Below are 19,660 nucleotides of genomic sequence, written 5' to 3'. Positions count from 1 at the left end.
ATGCCTCAGTTTAGGTTGCGGGCTTCCGTGCTCGCACACCCGGGTGCTCCATCAGCCGGCGTGGGACGATCTGCCGGCGTTGGAACCGTCGCGGACGAACTCTCCGGTGACGTTGCGGTTGGCCGCCGATCCGAGGAAGTGGATCAGTGCCGCCATGTCGTCGGCGGTCGAGAGCCTGCGGCTCGGCGTACGGGCGGCGATGCGGTCGAGGGCCTCCTGGGTGACCGGGCGTTCGGCCTCGGTGATCGTGAGCCCGGCCACGGCCACGTTGACCAGGATGCCGTCGCCGCCGGCCTCCCAGGCCAGGGCTCGGGCCATGCCGTGCAGGGCCATCTTGGCGGTGCCGTACGGGCCCGGGCCCGGCCGGCCCTCCTCGGCGGCGCCCGAGGAGACGAAGACGATCCGGCCGAAGCCGTTCCTTCTCATCCCGGGCAGTACGGCCTGGACCAGCAGGGCGTTGCCGACGACGTTCGCGTGCAGGGCGGCCGTCCATTCGGCGGCGGGGACGTCCTCGAAGTCCATGCTGTTGGGCATGATCGTGCCCCAGCGGACGGCGTTGAGCACGAGGGCGTCCACCGGGCCCGCCTGGGCGGCGGCGGGCGCGATGGTGGCGTGGTCCTCCAGGTCCAGGTGGACGGCCGTCGCCTCGCCGCCCACCTCCTCGATGCGCTTGACGACCTCGGCGGCGCGGCCGGGACCGGTGTTGTAGGTGATGGTGACCCGCGCGCCGGCCCTGGCGTAGGCGAGCGCGGTGGCGGCGCCGATGCCGGAGGAGCCGCCGGTGATGAACGCGTGCATAGGGATGCCTCTTTCTGATTAGCCGACTAATTAGCCAGCTAAGTCGCTTTTGATCCCTTCCAGCAAGGGGGTTTCGCTCTTGGTGAAGCGGGCTACTGGGGGATCGCGCGTACGAGGCGGGCCAGGAGGTGGCGTTCGGCGTCGTTCAGGCCCTGCTGGAGGTCCTCGTCGGTCCTGGCCCAGATCTCCTCGACCGGCTCGCGCAGCGCCTTGCCCGCCTCCGTCAGGTGGACGCGGCCCACCCGGGGGCGGTCGGGGTCGGGGGAGCGGTAGACGAGGCCCACGCGTTCGAGGCGCTGGAGGGTCTTGGTGACGGTCGGCGGCTCCACGCCCAGACGGGCGATCAGCTCGCTCTGGGTGAGGCCGTCCTGCCGCCACAGCTGGTTGAGCAGGAGCTCCTGGCCCACGTGCAGGCCCAGTGGCGCCAGGGCGGCGGCCATCCGGTTGCGATGGGTCTTCATGACCATGATCAGGGCGTACGTCAGGGTCTCGTCCAGCATGCACTCATCTTGCCCGCCGCCTGCCGCTTTGGCGCATGGTGACCCAAGGATGGCACCCGTCTTACCGTGTCGTGCGCTTTAGCCGATGCCCTCCGCGAAAGGGTGAAGTATCCGGCATGCAGACCCGTCGGGAGACGCAGACGTGACCACACCTGGGGACCCCAACGAGCCCCGCGAGGGGCAGGACCCGCAGCACCGCGAAGGCCACCCCCAAGAGGGCCGGCCCGAACACGCTCCGCCGCAGCACACACCCGAATGGTGGCGAGAGGGGACGGCCGACGAGGCGGAGACCGCCGCCGACCCCGACCATGTCCCTGGATACGAGCCGGCGCCTGGACAGGCGGGCGATCCTCGGGGCGGGCCCCCCGGCGAAGGAGCCGGCCACGGAGCCGGCCCCGGAGAGGGGAGCCGGCCCGGCGGCGGGCGGCATGAGGGCGAAGGGGCCGGGGAGCAGGCCGGTGGCGGCCGGTGGGCGGACGAGTGGCCGTTCGAGGACGAACGGCAGGGCGAGCAGCGACAGGGCGAGCAGCGACAGGGTGGGGAACGGCAGGGCGAGGAGCCGCAGGGCGAGGAGCCGATCGCGCCCGCGCCGCCCGTGGTGCCGCCGCCCGACGTGCCGCCGACGCACGAGCCCAGGCCCATGGGACAGCCCCACCATCCCGACCTGCCCACCTCGCCCGAGACGCCGGCGCCGGCCGTCGGCGACACGGGGGAGGCGCGTTGGGGCAGGGGGGACGCGGAGGAGACGCAGGTCTATCCGATGCCCGGCGCGACCCCGGCCTACCCGGGCTGGGGCACGCAGCCCGATGAGGAACCGGGCCGGCCCGCGCCGTCCCGCTACGAGTACGGCGATGTGCCCACCTTCGAACCCCCGCCCGCCGGCACCCACGCGGCCGGAGGCCCCGAGGAGCCGCCCCCCGCCCCGGGCGGCACCCCCTCCGAGACGACCACCCCCTTGCGCGGTCAGCCCGGCAAGGAAGGCGGGCCGCCGGAGGCCCCCGGCACGCCGGGAACGCCGAGCACGCCAGGCGCAGGCGGCGGGGCGGGGCCAGGGGCGCCGTACGGGGGAGAGGGCGCCTACGGGGGGCCCAGCGCCTCGGGGGTCCCGTACGAGGGCCCAGCGGGCTCGTACGAAGGCGGACGGGACACGTCCGTCCCCGGGACCACCCCCTCCAGCCCCTACGGTGGCCCGCCCGGCTACGGCCCGCCCCCGGGAAGCCCTCCGTACGGCCAGTACGGCCCCTACGGCACTCAGCCGCCCTCGCCACCGGGCAGCGGCCTCGCCACCGCCTCGCTGGTGCTGGGCGTGGCGAGCCCGTTCCTGGTGTTCGTCTGCTTCACCGGCGTGCTCACCGCGATCCTGTCGATCGTCTTCGGCTGCGTGGCGCTCGCCAAGCGGGTGGGCAGGGGCCGGGCCATCGCCGGGATCGTGATCAGCGTGCTCTCGCTGGTGCTGTTCGCGATCGTCGCGATCTGGTTCTGGAAGGTGGTCCAGGAATGTGGCGATCTTCCCGGCCAGCTCGCCGACCAGTGCTTCGAGAGCAAGTTCCCCTGGATGGGCAGGGGACGCTAGAGCGGCAGGTGGGCTGACAGGTCGGCGCGGGAACCGCTCGCCGCGACCGAGCCCCTGGCCATGGCCTCGTCCCAGGTCAGCCGGCCGAGCGCCAGCTCCAGCCAGGTACGGGCGTCGGTCTCCACCACGTTCGGCGGCGTGCCGCGGGTGTGGCGGGGGCCCGGGATGGCCTGGACGGCGGCGTAAGGCGGCACGCGCACCTCGACCGTGCGGCCGGGAGCCGCGGCGGCCAGCTTCTCCAGCAGGTGGCGCACCGCCTGCCTGGCCGCGTCGCGCTCGGGGACGAGCCCGCGGTCGTAGGCGGTGAGCACCGCCGCGACCAGGGCGTCGGGCAGGGCCGACGCGGGGCCGTCGTAGGGCGGCTGGTCGAGGGCGACGAGCTGGCCGTCGAGGGCCGCGCGCAGCTTCTCCGGGTCCATCTTGCGTGGTGGCACGGGTCCATTGTCTCGCGGGAAGCGTTCACCGGGACGGAGGTCGTCGTTCACCTCGGGTTTCGTCGGCGACCGTAACGTCCCCGCCGTACAACTGCGCACATATCTGGAGGACCTGTGGCGAACCCTGAGGCGGGGCGGCTGCTGCCGCTGCTTTCCACCCCGCACAAAGGTGGCCGATCCGCTCTGACCTGTCAGTTCCGTTGCGGGAACGCGTGCGCGCACGACGTGGCCAACACGACGGGCAACGCCTACTTCGGCGACGTGGTGAAGGAGGCGCTGTCGCGCCGCGGCATGCTGCGCGCGGGCGCGCTCGGCGCGCTGGTGGCGGGCGTCGGCGTGGCGGGCGCGGTTCCGGCGTTCGCCGACGAGCCGGGGGCGGAGGCCGAGACCGCGGCCGCGCCTGCCGCCGAGAGCCTGCGCGGCCGTGGCGGGATCGCCTTCACCTCCGTGCCGCCGAACAAGGACGACGCGCTGCGCATCCCCGACGGCTACAACTCCTCCGTGGTCGTGCGCTGGGGCGACCCGGTGCTGCCCGGCGCGCCGGCCTTCGACTTCGACAACCAGACGGCCGACGCCCAGAACAAGCAGTTCGGCTACAACTGTGACTACGTGACGTTCTTCCCCATGGGCAACAACCGCGGCCTGCTGTGGGTGAACCACGAGTACACCGACGAGAACCTGATGTTCCGCGGCTACACGGGCGGCGCGGCCGCGACCGAGGAGCAGATCAGGATCGCGCTGGCCGCGCACGGCGGTTCGGTCGTGGAGATCGAGCGGGCGCACGGCACCGGCGAGTGGAAGCTCACCACCAAGGGCCGCCGCCGCTACAACCGGCGCGTCACGGCGCAGACGCCGATGCGCTTCTCCGGCCCCGCCGCCGGTTCCGACCTGCTCAGGACGGCCGCCGACCCCAAGGGCCTGGCGCCGGTCGGCATGCTGAACAACTGCTCGGGCGGTTCCACCCCCTGGGGCACGGTCCTGACCGCCGAGGAGAACTTCGACCAGTACTTCGTCAACGGCGACAAGGTGCCCGAGGCGCAGCGGCCGTACATCTCGCGTTACACGATCACCACGGGCACCCCGGCGAGCAGTCGCCGGTTCGACCGGATCGAGGAGCGCTTCGACCTGGCCAAGCACCCGAACGAGGCCAACAGGTTCGGGTGGATCGTGGAGATCGACCCGTTCGACCCCGACTCCACGCCGATCAAGCGCACCGCGCTCGGCCGGTTCAAGCACGAGGCCGCCAACACCACCCTGGCCAGGGACGGCCGCCTGGTCGTCTACATGGGTGACGACTCGCGCTTCGAGTACATCTACAAGTTCGTCTCGAAGAACCGGTACATCCCCGGCTTCGACCGGCACAACCGCGCCCTGCTGGACGAGGGCACCCTGTACGTCGCCAAGTTCACCGGCGACAGCCCGGCCGCCGAGATCGACGGGTCCGGCAAGCCGCCCTCCGACGGGCTGTTCGACGGCTCGGGCCAGTGGATCCCGCTGGTGTCGGGCGACAGGTCGTACGTGGACGGCATGACCGCCGCCGAGGTGCTGATCTACACGCGTACGGCGGCCGACAAGGTCGGGGCGACCAAGATGGACCGTCCCGAGGACATGGAGCGCAACCCGGTCACCGGCGGCGTCTACGTGGCCCTGACCAACAACTCCAACCGCACCGCCGCCCAGGTGGACGAGGCCAACCCGCGCGCGTCCAACAAGCACGGCCACATCCTGGAGATCGCCGAGCGGCGCGACGACGCCGGCGAGACCACCTTCGCCTGGTCGCTCCCGCTGATCTGCGGCGACCCGAACGACCCCGCGACCTACTTCGCCGGCTTCGACAAGACCAAGGTCTCGCCGATCTCGTGCCCGGACAACGTGACGTTCGACGCCGACGGCAACCTGTGGATCTCCACCGACGGCAACCAGCTCGGCAGCAACGACGGCCTGTTCGTCATGCCGGTACGCGGCTCCGACCGCGGCCACCTGCGCCAGTTTCTCACGGTCCCGCTGGGCGCGGAGACCTGCGGGCCGCTGGTCACCGCGGACCAGAAGAGCGTGTTCGTGGCCGTGCAGCACCCGGGCGAGCTGGACGGCGCAACCCCGGACAACCCGGCCAGCCGCTGGCCCGACGGTGACCAGCCGCGCCCGTCGGTCGCGGTGGTCTGGCACGGCAGGGGCAAGAAGATCGGCAGTTGACCTCAAGTTAACTTGAGGAAATAGTCTCCATGCCATGAGCATGGAAGTGACCGCCTGGCATCAGCTTTACTCGATGAACAACCGTCCGGAGCGTCGCCCGCTGAACAGGGCGACGCTCCGGCGTATCGGCGGGTTCGCCCGCCCTCACCGCCGCAGGATCGTGCTGTTCCTCGTGCTCAGCGTGGTGCTGGCGGGGTTGGCCGTGGTGTCGCCGCTGCTCGCCGGGCGGGTGGTCGATGCGATCTTCAACGCCGAGCCGCTCGACGTGGTCGTGGTGGTCGCGGTGCTGATCGCGGGCCTGGCGCTCGCCGAGGCCGGGCTCGGCCTGCTGAACCGCTGGCAGTCGGCCACCATCGGCGAGGGCCTGATCCTCGACCTGCGCACGGCCGTCTTCGACCACGTGCAGCGGATGCCGGTCGCGTTCTTCATGCGGACCCGTACCGGGGCGCTGGTGAGCCGGTTGAACAACGACGTGATCGGGGCGCAGCGGGCCTTCACCGACACCTTGTCCAGCGTGGCGGGCAACGTGGTGCAGCTCGTGCTGACGCTCAGCGTGATGATCGGCATCTCGTGGCAGATCACCCTGCTCGCGCTGCTGCTCCTGCCGGTGTTCGTGCTGCCCGCGCGGCGGATGGGCGTCAGGATCGCGCGGCTGCGGCGCGAGGCCGCCGACCACAACGCGGCCATGGGCACCCAGATGACCGAGCGGTTCTCCGCGCCGGGCGCGACGCTGGTGAAGCTGTTCGGCCGGCCGGCGCGCGAGTCGGCCGAGTTCGCCGCGCGGGCGCGGCGGGTGCGCGACATCGGCGTGCGCTCGGCCATGAACCAGTCGGTGTTCGTCACGGCCCTGACCCTGGTCTCGGCGCTCGCGCTGGCCCTCGTCTACGGCCTCGGCGGCTTCTACGCCCTGCGCGACCAGCTCGAACCCGGCGCGGTCGTGTCGCTGGCCCTCCTGCTGACCCGCCTGTACGCGCCCCTGACCGCCCTGGCCAGCGCCCGCGTGGACGTGATGAGCGCTCTGGTCAGCTTCGAGCGCGTCTTCGAGGTGCTCGACCTCAAGCCGCTCATCCAGGAACGTCCGGAGGCCCGCGAGGTCCCCGACGGCCCGGTCTCCGTCGAGTTCGACGACGTGCGCTTCGCCTACCCCGCGGCCGACAAGGTGTCGCTGGCCTCGCTGGAGGAGGTCGCCACGCTGGACTCGCGGGGCGGCGAGGAGGTGCTGCACGGGATCTCGTTCACGGCCCTGCCGGGCCAGATGGTGGCGCTGGTGGGCTCGTCGGGGGCCGGCAAGTCCACGATCGCCCAGCTCCTGCCCAGGCTGTACGACGTCGACTCAGGCGCCGTCCGCCTCGGCGGCGTGGACGTACGGGACCTGACCTTCGACGCCGTCCGCGACACCCTCGGCATGGTCACCCAGGACGGCCACCTCTTCCACGAGACGATCAGGGAGAACCTGCTGCTGGCCAGGCCCACGGCGAGCGAGGAGGAGATCTGGGACGCCCTCACCAGGGCCCGCCTGCGGACGCTGATCGAGTCGCTGCCCGACGGGCTCGACACTGTGGTCGGCGAGCGCGGCTACCGCCTGTCCGGCGGCGAGCGCCAGCGGCTCACGATCGCCCGGCTCCTGCTGGCCAGGCCGCGCGTGGTGATCCTGGACGAGGCCACCGCGGCCCTCGACTCCACCTCCGAGGCGGCCGTGCAGGCGGCCCTGGGGGAGGCGCTGGCGGGCCGGACCGCCGTGGTGATCGCCCACCGGCTGTCCACCGTGCGGGCGGCCGACCAGATCCTGGTGATCGAGGACGGCCGCATAGCCGAGCGCGGCACGCACGCCGAGCTGCTGGCCATGGGCGGCCGCTACGAGGAGCTGTACCGCACTCAGTTCGACGAGCCGACGGTGGCGGAGGCGGTGGCCTGAGGACCGTCCGCCTCCGACGGGCGGCGGGGCGGGCGCAGGGCGTACAGGCTGAGCGGGATGGCCGCCAGCACGATCACCGCCGCGATGACCAGCGTGAACTGGTAGGCGTCGAGGAAGGCGGCCAGCGGCGGCCGGTCGCTGCCGCTCTGGCTGGAGCTGAGGATCGCGCCCAGCACGGTGATGCCGAGCAGGCCGAACACCTCGCGTGAGACGTTCAGCACGCCCGAGGCCACGCCGGTCCGCTCCTTGGGCAGGCCGCCGAGGATCGCCGAGGTGAGCGGCACCAGCATGCCGCCGCCGAGGCCGTAGAGCAGGAACCAGGGCGCGACGTCGGCGTAGTCGCCGTCGGCGCCGACGCCGGAGATCAGGTAGATCGCCGCGCCCATGAGCGCCATGCCGAGCGCCACCGTCGGGCCGGTGCCGAGCCGCGCGGAGATCCGCTGCGACAGGATGGCGACGACCGCCATGACCAGGGCCATCGGCACGAACGCCAGGCCGGCCTGGGTGGGGGAGAAGCCGAGCACGTTCTGCAGCCACAGGGCGCTGAAGAAGTAGATGCCGAACACGCCGAACGACCAGATGCCCATGGTCAGCGCGCCGCCGCTGAACACGCGGGCGCGGAAGAGCGACAGGTCGATCATCGGGCGCTCGGCCCGCGTCTCGACCAGCGCGAACGCCACGGCCGCCGCCGCCGCGAGACCGAACGCGGCCAGGATCTCGGCCGACGTCCATCCGGCGCGGTCGCCCTCGATGAGCGCGTAGGTGAGGGAGACCAGCGCGAGCGCCGAGGTGGCCAGGCCGGGCAGGTCGAGCCGGTGCCGCAGGCGGGTGAACGCGGGCCGGACCGCCCACAGCCCCAGGCCGAAGGTGGCGACGCCGATCGGCACGTTGATCAGGTAGATCCAGCCCCAGTGCAGGTTCTCGCTGATGAATCCGCCGGCCGCCGGGCCGAGCGCCATGGACAGCGCCCCGGACGCGCTCCAGATGCCCACGGCCCTGCCGCGCTCGCCGGGGTCGGGGAAGATCTGGCTGATCAGGGTGAGCGACGTGGGCGTGAGCAGCGCCGCCCCCACGCCCTGGACGGCCCGTGCCGCGATCAGCATGCCGCCCGAGGTGGCGAGCCCGGCGCCCAGCGAGGCCACGGTGAAGACGGCGAGCCCGGCCAGGAACACCCTGCGGGCGCCGAACAGGTCCGCGAGCCGGCCGCCGACCAGCATGAGCCCGGCGAAGACCAGGATGTACGAGCTCACGATCCACTCCAGCCCGGAGATCGTCAGCCCGAGCTCCCGCTGGATCGTCGGCAACGCGACATTTCCCACGTTGTTGTCGAGATAGGTCATGAAGGTGCCCAACGTCACGGCACCCAGCGCCCACCATCGCATGGAACAACCTCCTATACGCCGTACTTGTACGTCGTACAGTTCAACTTGTACGACGTATAGTTGTCAACCGTGATGGGAAAACTGACCGCGCAGGCCATCGCCGAGCGAGCGCTGGAGATCGGCGACACCGAGGGGCTCGACGCCGTGACGATCCGGCGGCTGGCGACCGACCTGGGCGTGACGCCGATGGCCCTGTACTGGCACTACAAGAACAAGGACCAGCTCCTGTTCGGCATGGCCGACCACCTGATCGGCGGGTTCGTGCCCGCGCCGGCCGACGAGCGGCCCTGGCAGCAGCAGCTCCGCGACCTGACCCAGGGGCTCATCAGCACCCTGCGCGCCCATCCCTGCGCCAAGAACGTCATCGAGCAGATCGACCCGATCTCCGTCCCGAACTTCCTGGTCGTCTGGGACAAGGCCCTGGGCCTGGCCCGTACGGCGGGGTTCGGCGTCGAGGAGAGCTGCCTGATCACCAAGTACCTGCTGCAGAGCGCGCTGTCGATCGCCGACGCGCCCGTGCACTTCAAGGCCGGCCGGACCGGCGAGGAGATCGCGGAGGCCGTCCGGGTCAAGCGGGCCGGCCTCCAGTCGCTGTCGCCGGAGAAGTACCCGTACCTGGTCGAGATGGCCTCACCGCTGGTGGCGGGGGCCGACCCGGACTTCTACGACTCCTTCGGCGTCGATCTCGTGCTGCGCGGCATCGAGGCGCTGGCCGCCGGACGTTAGGGTCGGGATCATGCCCTTCGAGCTGGTCTGCGAGATCGAACCTCCCACCAAGCCCGACCTGAAGCGCGTACGCCACCAGATCGGCACGCTCAGCCAGGTCGCCCATTCCTTCCTCATCCCCGACAACCACATCGGCCGAGCCACCGTGTCGAGCGTGGCCGTGGCCCACGAGGTCGAGGCGATGGGCGGGCGCAGCATCGCCTGCCTGAACTCCCGCGACCGCAACCTGCTCGGCTTCCACCGCGACCTGCTGACGGCCGCGGCGTACGGCGTCGACCAGTTCCTGTTCGTCCACGGCGACAAGCCCGCCGGCGGCAGCCGTACCGGCGACCTGACGGTCCGCTCGATGATCGAGGAGGCCAGGGGCTTCTCGGCGGCCGTCCGCGTCGGCGCGGCGGCCGGGTTGCGCCCGCTGCCCGACTGGAAGCGCGCGGCCGACTTCCTGTTCTCGCAGGTCAGCTTCTCGGTCGAGGCGCAGGTGCGCTGGCGCGAGGCCAACCCGATCGACGTGCCGGTCTACGCGGGCGTCATGGTGCTGGCCAGCGAGCGCCACGCCCGTACGCTGGCCGCCGCCATCCCCGACATCGCCCTGCCCGCCGAGCTGGTCGAACGGGTGGCCGCCGACCGCATGGCGGGCGTCGAGGCGGCCTGCGAGCAGGTGCTCGCGCTGCGCGAGTCCGGCGCGTTCGACGGCGTGCACCTCATCCCGGTCTCCCGCTACCGCGACGTGGAGTCCAGGCTCGCCGGCGCCCTCTGAGACCTGGCGAGCGCGGCCAGCAGCGCGCCGGCCAGCGCCACCGCGAACAGCACCGCGTACGCGCGCTGGAAGCCGTCCATGAGCTGCCCGACGGCCACCGGGGAGAGCGTGGACAGCGTGCCCGCGTACACCTGGGCGCGCAGCGCCGGGCCCACGGAGCTGGTCACGACGCTGAGCGACAGGCCGACGCTGATCACGATGCCGACGTTCATGATCATGACGCGGAAGCCGTTGACCACGCCCAGGCTGCCGGTGGGCAGGGCGGCCATGACCTGGGTGGTGTTGCCGGTCAGGAACGTCCCGCTGCCGCACCCGGCCACGAACAGGGCGATCCCGGTCACCCAGTACGGCGTCGCCGGGTCGGCCGTGAGCATCAGCGTGCCGAGCCCGAGCGCGCTCATCGCCGCGCCGCCGATCGACAGCCCGTACGGCGAGACCCGGGGCCCGAGCAGGCCCGCGATCGGCGAGGCCAGCCCGATGCCCACCGGCACCGGCAGCACGCTCAGCCCGGCCGAGAACGCGTCGAGCCCGCGCGCCGCCTGGAAGTAGAGCGCGACCACCAGGATCAGCGCCGAACGGGCAAGCGCGTTGCAGAAGGAGGCCAGGTTCGCATAGGCCAGCAGCCGGCCGCCGAACAACCGCAGGTCCAGCACCGGGTTCGCCGAACGCCGCTCGGCCAGCACGATCAGCGGCAGCAGCAGCACGAACAGCGCCGCCCCGGTCAGGACGACGGGGCTGGTCAGGCCACCCGACCCGGCCTCGTTGACCGCCAGCAGCACCGCCGACAGCGCGGCGAACACCAGCACGTTGCCGAGCGCGTCCACCGGTTGCTTCGGCCTCCGGGGCATCTTGCGTAAGATCACCGCACCCCAGCCGAGCGCGACCAGCCCGGCGGGCACGTTCACCCAGAAGATCCACTGCCAGCCTGCGGTCTCGGCGATCAGGCCGCCGAGCGTCGGACCGGCGAGCTGGGCCACCGACAGCGTGCCGATGTAGACGCCCATGCCCTGGCTGAGCCGTTCGGGCGGGAACGCGTCGGTGATGATCACCGTGCCGTTGGCCAGGATCATCGCCGAGCCGATCGCCTGCACCACGCGCATGCCGACCAGGAACCAGACGTCCGGTGACAGCCCGGCCAGCAGCGAGGCCGCGGTGAACAGGGCGAACCCCGCCAGATACACCTCGCGCCTGCCGAGCAGGTCGGCGACCCGGCCGAAGAACACCAGGCTCGCGGTGTTGACCAGCAGGAACGCCAGCAGGATCCATCCCGACTGCGTCGCGTCGGCGTGGAAGTGCCGCACCACGGTCGGCAGGGCGACGTTGAGCGTGCTGCCCGCGATGCCGATGAGGACGAGGCCCAGGCTGGTGACCGAGCAGACGCGCCACGCGTAACGCATGGAGGTGCCGGTTTCGGGGGTGACCGCGACCATGACTCCCACTATGACGTACGTCGTACGTCCGTTTTGTGGCAGGGGTTATCTGGCTCGCCTGCGTAACCCCTCGACGTCGTGGATGACCACCCGCCGCCTGCCCGTCTCGATGAGCCCGCGGTCGCGCAGGCTGCGCAGCGCCTTGCTGACCGCCTCGCGGGAGGAGCCGGTCCAGCCGGCCAGCTCGTCCTGGCTGAGCGGAAGGGCCACGCGCACGCCGGCGGTGGTCGGCTCGCCGTACCGGTCGGCCAGTTCGAGCAGCCGGGTCGCCACCCGGCCGGTGGTGTCGAACGCGCCGTACTCGACGCGCTTGCGGTCCGCGTCGCGCAGCCGGCCGACGACGAGCTGCAGGAGCAGGACGGCGATGCGGCCGTGCGCGGCCAGGAAGCCGCTGAAGTCCCCGATCACGATGCCCTGGACGGGCTCCAGCGCGGTGACGGTGGCCGAGCGCGGCGAGCCGTCCACGGCCGACATGTCGCCCAGCAGCGCCCCGGGGCCGCGTACCGCCAGGACCACCTCGGTGCCGCCGCTCGTGTGCGAGGACACCTTGACCCGGCCCCGCGTCAGCACGACCACCCAGTCGGCCGAGTCGCCCTCGCCGATCACCGTCGTGCCGCGATCCCACTGCCGCGGGCGCCCGGCGGCTCGCAGGGTGTCGATCTCCTCGGCGGTGAGCATGGAAAGAAATTCGCCGGGCTCTGGAGTCATGCGCCGATTATGTACGGACGGCTATTGCCGTTCTATGGCATTCCAGTCAGAACGTACGCGGCCACGGGTTCTTCCTTGCCCTTCAGGGTGAGCCGTCCCAGGGCGTCCACCGAGACGTCGCGGCCGAGTTGCCGCAGCGTCGTCTCGCCGATCACCACCGTCCCCGGCTCGGCCAGGGCCTGCAGCCTGGCGGCCACGTTGACGCAGTCGCCCATCGCGTTGAAGCCGCGTAACTCGGGGCTGCCGATGTTGCCGACCAGCGCGGGACCGGTGTTGACGCCCACCCGGAAGGTCGGCCACTCCACGTCGTCCGCGCGTTTCCAGGCCATCTCCTCGGCCACCTCGGCCGCGGCCCGCTGCATCGCCAGCGCGGCCCGGCAGGCCGCCCTGGCATGCCCCGCCTGCGTGGCCGGCGCGTTGAACAGGGCCAGCATCGCGTCGCCGACGAACTGCACGATCGTGCCGCCGTTGTTCAGCACGCAGGGCACGGCGGCCGTGTGGTAGCGGTTGAGCATCTCGACGATCTCGCCGGGCGTGACCTGCTCGGAGAAGGAGGTGAAGCCCTTGAGGTCGGCGAAGAGCGCGGTCAGCTCCTTCAGCTCGCCGCCGAGCGCGGCCCGGGCGGGGTCGGCGAGCAGGGCGTTGGCCACGTCGGGCGACATGTACTGGCGGAAGAGGGTGTCCAGCTCCTGGTAGAGGCGGGCGTTCTCCAGCGAGATGGACAGCTGGCCGGCCAGGGTGGCGGCCAGCGCCTCGTCCTGGCCGGTGCGGCCCACCGGCACCTCCAGCACGCCGGCCAGGTGGCCCCTGACCGTGAGCGGGTAGGCCAGCCGCTGGTCGCGGCGGATCGGCCCGTCGCCGTCGAACTCGTACGCGCGGGAGCCGATCTGCGTCCGGCCCTCCGACACCAGCGCGATCTTGACGTCGCCGTACGCCTGCCTGACCCGGTCGAGCGCGGTGGTCAGCAGCTCGCCCTCCGGCAGGCCCACGCGGGTCTGCGCGCTCACCGCCACCAGCGCGGCCAGCCGCTCCGACAGCTCCCGCTCGTGGGCCAGCGCCTCCCCGGCCCGGTCGAGCACGGCGGCCTGGCTCTCGTTCAGCCGGAACTTGCCCGACAGCCGGGTCGCGGCCAGCGGCTCGCCCCTTCGTACGTGCTCGACCAGCTCCTCCAGCGCCTGGTCGTAGTCCTGCTGGAGGCGCGCGACCGTCGCCGCCAGCGTCACCGAGTCGAACAGGCCGGCGCTCGACCCCTCGCGCCTGAACTGCAGGTAGGCGCTGTAGGCTACGAACACGAAGGCGAGGGTGAGCAGCACGTGCCACTCCCACCACGACAGGTGCCAGTTGAGCTGCGACATCCCGGCGACCATCGCCTCGGCCAGCAGCGCGTACGCGGTGATCAGGCTGACCAGCATGGCCGAGGGGCGGCGGCGGTGGAGCAGGAACATCATCACGCCGGCCGCGCCGTACAGCAGGACGCCGGGGACGGACGCCAGGCCCAGCCAGCTCACCGGCGCGACCAGGGGCGGATCGCTGAGCGCGGTCAGCTCGGGCACCAGCGAGACCAGCCCCCACAGCAGCAGGAAGCCGAACAGCATCGCCCGGACGAAGTGCTGCGCGTCAAGGACGGCCCTGGCCGCCCGCTCGCCCAGCGGCAGGGCCGAGGCGAACGCGAACATCGACGCGATCGTGAGCCCCACCTGCTGGCCCAGGTCGAAGCCCAGCGAGCCGGTCGGCAGGATGACGCCGGGCGTGGCCAGGCCGTGCAGCAGGAAGAAGCCCGCGCTGCTGAGGAACACCATGGACACCAGGAACAGCCGGGCGTCCTGACGGCGGCGCGCGGCCTCGGTGATCAGGCCGCCGAGCGCCACGTTGATCCCGGCCACCGCGAGGATCATCCAGAAGTGGCTCGCGTTGTGCTGCCAGACGACGTTGAGGTGCTGCTGCGCGAGCAGCAACCAGAGCCCCAGTAGGGGAAGAACGAGGTGGATGCCCCAGACCACGCCTCGGACGGGCTGCGTGGCCGGCGGCAGGTAGGGGCTGGGCACAGACCCGATTATCCACGCGGGATCGCCGCCGCCAATGCGTCCTTTTACCCACTGGCAGCGCGACAGTCGGTCAATCTGGTCAGTAACCCTCCGTTTCGTGACATACACGTTATGTAGTTCTTGCCAACCTTTGGAACGGTCGAAACGTGAATCTCATGCACAACCTGAGCATCACTTGTCCCTTGGAAGGAAAGCCGTGGCTATCAAGGTTCGCGGTGGGCGTACGCTCACCCTCGCCACTGTCGGAGCGCTCGCCGCCTCGCTCCTCGCCGTCGGTGGCGTGGCCACCGCCTCGTCGGCGGCGAGCGAGGTCTACGCCTGCGTGCACAAGAAGACGCGGTACGTCCGCATCGTCAACCCGACCACGCCGTGCCGGAAGACCGAAGAGCGCGTCGTGATCGGCGGCAGCACGACGGAGCTGAACGGCGCCACGTCCGGCCCCAAGGGCGACACGGGCCCGCAGGGCAAGCAGGGCGTCGCCGGCCCGCAGGGCCCCCAGGGCCCGAAGGGCGAGACCGGGCCGGTGGGCCCCCAGGGCAAGCAGGGCCTCCCCGGCAAGAACGGCCAGGACGGCCCGCAGGGCCCCAAGGGCGACACCGGTCCCCAGGGCCCCAAGGGCGACACCGGTCCTCAGGGCCCCAAGGGCGACGACGGCAAGAACGGCCAGGACGGCAAGCAGGGCGAAAAGGGTCCGAAGGGCGACACGGGACCGAAGGGTGACACGGGCCCGCAGGGTCCCCAGGGCCCCAAGGGTGAGCCCGGCAAGGACGGCGGCGGCGCCGCCTACGGCACCTACACCAACGACGCGACCATCAGCAGCCTCGGCTCGGTGACCGCCACCTGCAACAACGGCGGCACCCCCACCGGCGGCGGCTTCTCCTTCGGCACCCTGAAGAACGCCGTCGTCATGGGCAGCTACCCCGGCGCCTCCGGCTGGACGGTGACCGTCGCCAAGGACGACAACGGCGGCGGCAACAACTACACCAGCGGCGGTGGCAACAACGGCACCAGCGTCTCCGGCAAGGTCTACGTCGTCTGCATCAAGAAGGTCTGACGACACATGAAAGGGCCGGTGCGGGGTCACCCCGCACCGGCCCTTCTCGTTGGATCTCAGCCGAACAGCGCGGGCAGCGTCGCCGAGTGGGTCTCGCGGATCTCCTCGATCCCCACCTCGAACACGCCCTCGACCACCAGCGACTCCCCGCCGGTGACCCCGAGCCCGTAACACGGCACCTCGTGCCGCCCGCACAGCGCCGCGAACTCGTCGAACGCCTCCGGCCGCACCACGACCAGGGCCCGCGCGGCCGACTCGCTGAACAGGTCGGTGAACGGCTCGCCGCTCAGCGCCACCGTGGCCCCGACTCCGCGCGCCAGGCAGGACTCGGCCAGCGCCACGGCCAGGCCGCCGTCGGACAGGTCGTGCGACCCCTCGAGCAACCCGCGCGCCGCCGCCTCGACCAGCACGGTCGCCAGCGCCTGCTCGGCCTCCAGGTCCGCGTTCGGCGGCAGGCCGCCCAGGTGGCGGTGGGCGACGTGGGCCCACTCCGAGCCGCCGAACTCCTCGCCGGTGTCACCGAGCAGCACGACCCGCAGCCCCTCGGCGGTGAACCCGGACGGCACCCGCTTGGCCACGTCGTCGATGACGCCGAGCACGCCCACGACCGGCGTGGGGTTGATGGCGGTCGAGCCGGTCTGGTTGTAGAAGGAGACGTTCCCGCCGGTCACCGGCACGCCGAGGGTGCGGCAGGCGTCGGCGAGCCCGCGTACGGCCTCGGCGAACTGCCACATGACCTCGGGGTCCTCGGGCGAGCCGAAGTTGAGGCAGTTGGTGACGGCCAGCGGCTTGGCGCCGGTCACGGCCACGTTCCGGTACGCCTCGGCCAGCGCGAGCTGCGCCCCCGCGTAGGGGTCGAGCTTGGCGTAACGCCCGTTGCCGTCGGTGGACAGCGCGATGCCCCGGGTGGTCGGCTCGGCCCCGGCCATGACCTCGGAGATGCGCAGCATCCCCGCGTCGGCGGGCTGGGCCAGCACGGTGTTGGCACGGACGTACCGGTCGTACTGGGAGGTCACCCACTCCTTGGAGGCCAGGTTGGGCGAGCCGAGGAGCTGCAGCAGGGTGGCCCGCAGGTCGTCGGGACGGGCCAGCCGGTCGGGGGTGTCGGAGTTGAGCGCGCCCTGCCCGGACGGCTCGTGGAAGGGACGCTCGTAGACCGGGCCGTCGTCGGCGGCGGTGCCCGGCGGGATGTCGACGATGACCTCGCCGTCCCACGTCATGATCAGGCGACCGGTGTCGGTGACCTCGCCGATGACGGTGGCCGGGACGTCCCACTTGGCGCAGATCGCCAGGAACGCGGGGATGTCGTCGGGCCGGACCACGGCCATCATCCGCTCCTGGGACTCGCTCATCAGGATCTCCTCGGGCCTGAGCGAGGGGTCGCGGAGCGGGACCAGGTTGAGGTCGACCTTCATGCCGCCGGTGCCCTTGGCGGCCAGCTCGGTGGTGGCGCAGGAGACGCCGGCCGCGCCGAGGTCCTGGATGCCGACGACGACGTCGGCCGCGTAGAGCTCCAGGCAGCACTCGATGAGCAGCTTCTCCATGAACGGGTCGCCCACCTGCACGGCGGGCCGCTTGGCCTGCGACTCGTCCTCGAACGTCGCCGAGGCCAGCACGGACGCGCCGCCGATGCCGTCGGGGCCCGTGGACGCGCCGAACAGCACGACCTGGTTGCCCGGGCCGGGCGCGGTGGCCAGCTTGATCTGGTCCTTGCGCAGCAGGCCGACGCAGAGCGCGTTGACCAGCGGGTTGCCGATGTAGCAGGGGTCGAAGACGACCTCGCCGCCGATGTTGGGCAGGCCCAGGCAGTTGCCGTAGTGGCTGATGCCCTCGACCACGCCGGGCAGCACCCGCCGGGTGTCGACGGCGTCGGCGCCGCCGAAGCGCAGCGCGTCCATGACGGCGATCGGGCGGGCGCCCATCGACATGATGTCGCGCACGATCCCGCCGACGCCGGTGGCCGCGCCCTGGTGCGGCTCGACGTAGGACGGGTGGTTGTGCGACTCGATCTTGAACGTGGCCGCCCAGCCGTCGCCGATGTCGACGACGCCCGCGTTCTCGCCCATGCCCACGAGCAGCGCCTCGGACTTGGGCGCCTTGGTGGCGAACTGCCTCAGATGCACCTTGGACGACTTGTACGAGCAGTGCTCGGACCACATGACGCTGTAGATGGCCAGCTCGGACCCGGTGGGACGGCGGCCCAGGATCTCTTTGACCCGGTCGTACTCGTCCTGCTTCATGCCCAGCTCGGCGAAGGGCATCGGCTCGTCGGGGGTCTCGGCGGCCCGCTTGACGTTGTCGGTGCTCATGCGTTCACCAGATTCTTCAGGATGGACGTGAAGAAGCCGAGCCCGTCGGTGCTCGGCGCCCCGACCAGCTCCTCCACGGCGTGCTCGGGGTGCGGCATGAGGCCGACCACGTTGCCCGCCTCGTTGCGGATGCCGGCGATGTCGTTGAGCGAGCCGTTGGGGTTGCCCCCGGCGTAGCGCACGACGACGTGGCCGCCGGACTCGAGCGCGGCCAGCGTCTCCTCGGAGGCGACGTAGCGGCCCTCGCCGTGCTTGACCGGCAGCACGATCTCCTGGCCCTGCTCGAAGGAGCCGGTCCAGGCGGTGGCGGGCTGCTCGACCGTGAGCCGCTGGTCGCGGCAGACGTAGTGGAGCGAGGCGTTGCGGGTGAGCGCGCCGGGCAGCAGGTGGGCCTCGCAGAGGATCTGGAAGCCGTTGCACGTGCCGATCACCGGCAGGCCGGCCTTGGCGGCCGGGATGAGCTCGTCCATCAGCGGGGCGAACCTGGAGATCGCGCCGCAGCGCAGGTAGTCGCCGTAGGAGAAGCCGCCGGGCAGGAAGACGGCGTCGACTCCCTTCAGGTCGTGGTCGGCGTGCCACAGCGGGACCGCCTGCGCGCCCACGAGGCGCACGGCTCTGGCGGCGTCCTGGTCGTCGAGAGTTCCTGGAAACGTGACTACGCCCACACGGGCAGCGCTCATGACAGTCGTCCCCTCCGAGGAATGCGCACGCGCGTGCCACCGTCTCTTAGGGGCGGACGGCGGTCTACGGCGGTGTACTCAGATTATCGGGTGCGCGGCTGTGTTCCGGGCAGCGGGTCGGACCGCGCCCGGACAGCGCTCAGACAGCGGCCAGCTCGCGGTGACGGGCGCCCTCGGCCTCGTCGTCCCAGGCGAGCATCTTGCGCAGGTGGACCGTCGTGCCGCGGCCCGGGGTGGTGCCGAAGGAGATCTCGTCCACCACGGACCGCATGATCAGCAGGCCGCGGCCGTTCTCGGTGTCGGGCGGAGGAAAGTGCAGCGGCATCGACGGGAGGCCGTCGCCGCTGTCGGCGACACGCACGTCGCAGCGGCCGTAGCCGATCGACGCAGAGACCTCGTAACGATTGGCCGGGCCGCCGTGTCGCACCGCGTTGGAGCACGCCTCGGAGACGGCGAGCAGCATGTCGGCGATGCAGGTCTCGCTCACGTTGAGTGAACGCATCGCATCGCCAAGCACCCGCCTGACCATCGGTATGCCGATCGCATCCCGAGGCAGCGCCAACGAGAACTCAATATCCACCGGACTCCTCCGGGCTCCGGAATGTCACCTGGAGTAGGTTTCCCTGTGAAATCGGGGCTAACCGCAAAATCACGTTGTTGTTATTTAGTGTTGGCACGCCCGTGGCATTGTGGCATGCCCGAACGCGACTTTAACCCACCAGGGGTAAAACCAGGCATCAAATGTGCCTTCTACCCCTCAACTCGGACGCTGTAGTCCTCAATCACGGTGTTGGCCAGCAGTGTCTCGGCCATCTTCCGTACCTCGTCGAGAGCCGCCTCGTCGGCCGGGCCCTCCAGCTCGACCTCGAACCGCTTGCCCTGACGGACGGCCGAGACGCCGGCGAAACCGAGCCTGGGCAGCGCCCTGGCGATGGCCTGGCCCTGCGGGTCGAGGATCTCGGGCTTCAGCATGACGTCTACGATGACGCGCGCCACTGCGTTCCTCCTGGGTGGAGTGGGTGCTTGGGAAAGCAAGCCTACCGGCGTGCATGCCCGTCGACACAACGGGAACGGGGAGGACATGGGGCTTGCGCGGAGGGCTGTGACGTCTGCCACGATGTCCCCAAACGCGTACGAACCACCACCACATGGTTCG

17 protein-coding genes are annotated in these 19,660 nt (G+C 71.3%); 6 read left to right on the top strand and 11 right to left on the bottom strand.

What is annotated here, in order from left to right; all coding sequences use genetic code 11:
- Positions 1 to 51 precede the first annotated feature (51 nt).
- Together ACIA8R_RS50935 and ACIA8R_RS50930 are read right to left on the bottom strand one after the other, a co-directional pair.
- Positions 52 to 798 (bottom strand): SDR family oxidoreductase, encoded by a 747-nt coding sequence (locus tag ACIA8R_RS50935; protein ID WP_364101219.1) that lies wholly within the window; start codon positions 796 to 798, stop codon positions 52 to 54.
- Between the two features lie 92 nt (positions 799 to 890).
- Entirely contained in the window at positions 891 to 1,298 is a 408-nt protein-coding gene (locus ACIA8R_RS50930; RefSeq protein WP_397045268.1) for a MarR family winged helix-turn-helix transcriptional regulator, read from the bottom strand.
- 142 nt (positions 1,299 to 1,440) lie between these two features.
- Between ACIA8R_RS50930 and ACIA8R_RS50925 the strand changes: the two genes are divergently transcribed.
- Complete coding sequence (locus ACIA8R_RS50925; RefSeq protein ID WP_397045266.1) at positions 1,441 to 2,871, top strand: hypothetical protein; 1,431 nt, start codon at positions 1,441 to 1,443, stop codon at positions 2,869 to 2,871.
- On the opposite strand, the gene ACIA8R_RS50920 is transcribed toward ACIA8R_RS50925, so the two are convergent.
- The gene (locus tag ACIA8R_RS50920) at positions 2,868 to 3,290 is read right to left on the bottom strand and encodes a sterol carrier family protein (protein WP_364101302.1); all 423 of its coding nucleotides are present in this window, start codon (positions 3,288 to 3,290) and stop codon (positions 2,868 to 2,870) included. The two genes, ACIA8R_RS50925 and ACIA8R_RS50920, sit on opposite strands and share 4 nt — an antisense overlap.
- Before the next feature lie 129 nt (positions 3,291 to 3,419).
- On the opposite strand from ACIA8R_RS50920, the gene ACIA8R_RS50915 reads away from it, so the two are divergent.
- Positions 3,420 to 5,498: a PhoX family protein gene (locus ACIA8R_RS50915; RefSeq protein ID WP_397045264.1), complete on the top strand. Its 2,079-nt coding sequence runs from the start codon at positions 3,420 to 3,422 to the stop codon at positions 5,496 to 5,498.
- 34 nt (positions 5,499 to 5,532) lie between these two features.
- Complete coding sequence (locus ACIA8R_RS50910) at positions 5,533 to 7,413, top strand: ABC transporter ATP-binding protein (RefSeq protein WP_357708061.1); 1,881 nt, start codon at positions 5,533 to 5,535, stop codon at positions 7,411 to 7,413.
- Here the strand turns inward: ACIA8R_RS50910 and ACIA8R_RS50905 are convergent.
- Entirely contained in the window at positions 7,374 to 8,795 is a 1,422-nt protein-coding gene (locus tag ACIA8R_RS50905; protein ID WP_397045262.1) for an MFS transporter, read from the bottom strand. The two genes, ACIA8R_RS50910 and ACIA8R_RS50905, sit on opposite strands and share 40 nt — an antisense overlap.
- Positions 8,796 to 8,867: 72 nt before the next feature.
- Here ACIA8R_RS50905 and ACIA8R_RS50900 point away from each other — a divergent pair, with 72 nt between their 5' ends.
- Together ACIA8R_RS50900 and ACIA8R_RS50895 are read left to right on the top strand one after the other, a co-directional pair.
- Positions 8,868 to 9,521, top strand: coding sequence for a TetR family transcriptional regulator (locus ACIA8R_RS50900; RefSeq protein WP_364101299.1), 654 nt, complete (start codon positions 8,868 to 8,870; stop codon positions 9,519 to 9,521).
- A gap of 10 nt (positions 9,522 to 9,531) precedes the next feature.
- A complete protein-coding gene (locus ACIA8R_RS50895; protein ID WP_357708063.1) occupies positions 9,532 to 10,278 on the top strand; it encodes a methylenetetrahydrofolate reductase in 747 nt (248 codons plus the stop codon).
- Here the strand turns inward: ACIA8R_RS50895 and ACIA8R_RS50890 are convergent.
- Genes ACIA8R_RS50890 through ACIA8R_RS50880 form a run of 3 tightly spaced genes read right to left on the bottom strand, consistent with a single transcriptional unit; the run spans position 10,239 to position 14,461 of the window.
- Positions 10,239 to 11,708, bottom strand: coding sequence for an MFS transporter (locus ACIA8R_RS50890; RefSeq protein ID WP_397045260.1), 1,470 nt, complete (start codon positions 11,706 to 11,708; stop codon positions 10,239 to 10,241). The genes ACIA8R_RS50895 and ACIA8R_RS50890 overlap by 40 nt on opposite strands.
- Before the next feature lie 45 nt (positions 11,709 to 11,753).
- Positions 11,754 to 12,416 (bottom strand): Crp/Fnr family transcriptional regulator, encoded by a 663-nt coding sequence (locus ACIA8R_RS50885; RefSeq protein WP_397045259.1) that lies wholly within the window; start codon positions 12,414 to 12,416, stop codon positions 11,754 to 11,756.
- Positions 12,417 to 12,448: 32 nt separating this feature from the next.
- Complete coding sequence (locus tag ACIA8R_RS50880; protein ID WP_397045258.1) at positions 12,449 to 14,461, bottom strand: adenylate/guanylate cyclase domain-containing protein; 2,013 nt, start codon at positions 14,459 to 14,461, stop codon at positions 12,449 to 12,451.
- 196 nt (positions 14,462 to 14,657) lie between these two features.
- Between ACIA8R_RS50880 and ACIA8R_RS50875 the strand changes: the two genes are divergently transcribed.
- Positions 14,658 to 15,515 (top strand): hypothetical protein, encoded by an 858-nt coding sequence (locus tag ACIA8R_RS50875; RefSeq protein WP_397045256.1) that lies wholly within the window; start codon positions 14,658 to 14,660, stop codon positions 15,513 to 15,515.
- A gap of 56 nt (positions 15,516 to 15,571) precedes the next feature.
- Here the strand turns inward: ACIA8R_RS50875 and purL are convergent, their stop codons facing one another.
- The 4 genes from purL to purS form a co-directional block, all read right to left on the bottom strand.
- A complete protein-coding gene (gene purL, locus ACIA8R_RS50870) occupies positions 15,572 to 17,824 on the bottom strand; it encodes a phosphoribosylformylglycinamidine synthase subunit PurL (protein ID WP_357708069.1) in 2,253 nt (750 codons plus the stop codon).
- A complete protein-coding gene (gene purQ, locus ACIA8R_RS50865; RefSeq protein WP_357708071.1) occupies positions 17,821 to 18,504 on the bottom strand; it encodes a phosphoribosylformylglycinamidine synthase subunit PurQ in 684 nt (227 codons plus the stop codon). The genes purL and purQ overlap by 4 nt, the downstream gene beginning before the upstream one ends.
- 139 nt (positions 18,505 to 18,643) lie before the next feature.
- Entirely contained in the window at positions 18,644 to 19,033 is a 390-nt protein-coding gene (locus ACIA8R_RS50860) for an ATP-binding protein (protein WP_352320494.1), read from the bottom strand.
- A 221-nt stretch (positions 19,034 to 19,254) separates the two neighbouring features.
- Positions 19,255 to 19,500 (bottom strand): phosphoribosylformylglycinamidine synthase subunit PurS, encoded by a 246-nt coding sequence (purS, locus tag ACIA8R_RS50855; protein ID WP_357708072.1) that lies wholly within the window; start codon positions 19,498 to 19,500, stop codon positions 19,255 to 19,257.
- Positions 19,501 to 19,660: the final 160 nt, after the last annotated feature.

This window comes from Nonomuraea sp. NPDC051191 (assembly GCF_044455665.1).
GTDB lineage: Bacteria > Actinomycetota > Actinomycetes > Streptosporangiales > Streptosporangiaceae > Nonomuraea.
The sequence above is the reverse complement of the archived record's forward strand: the minus strand, read 5'-3'. Positions and strand labels throughout refer to the sequence as shown.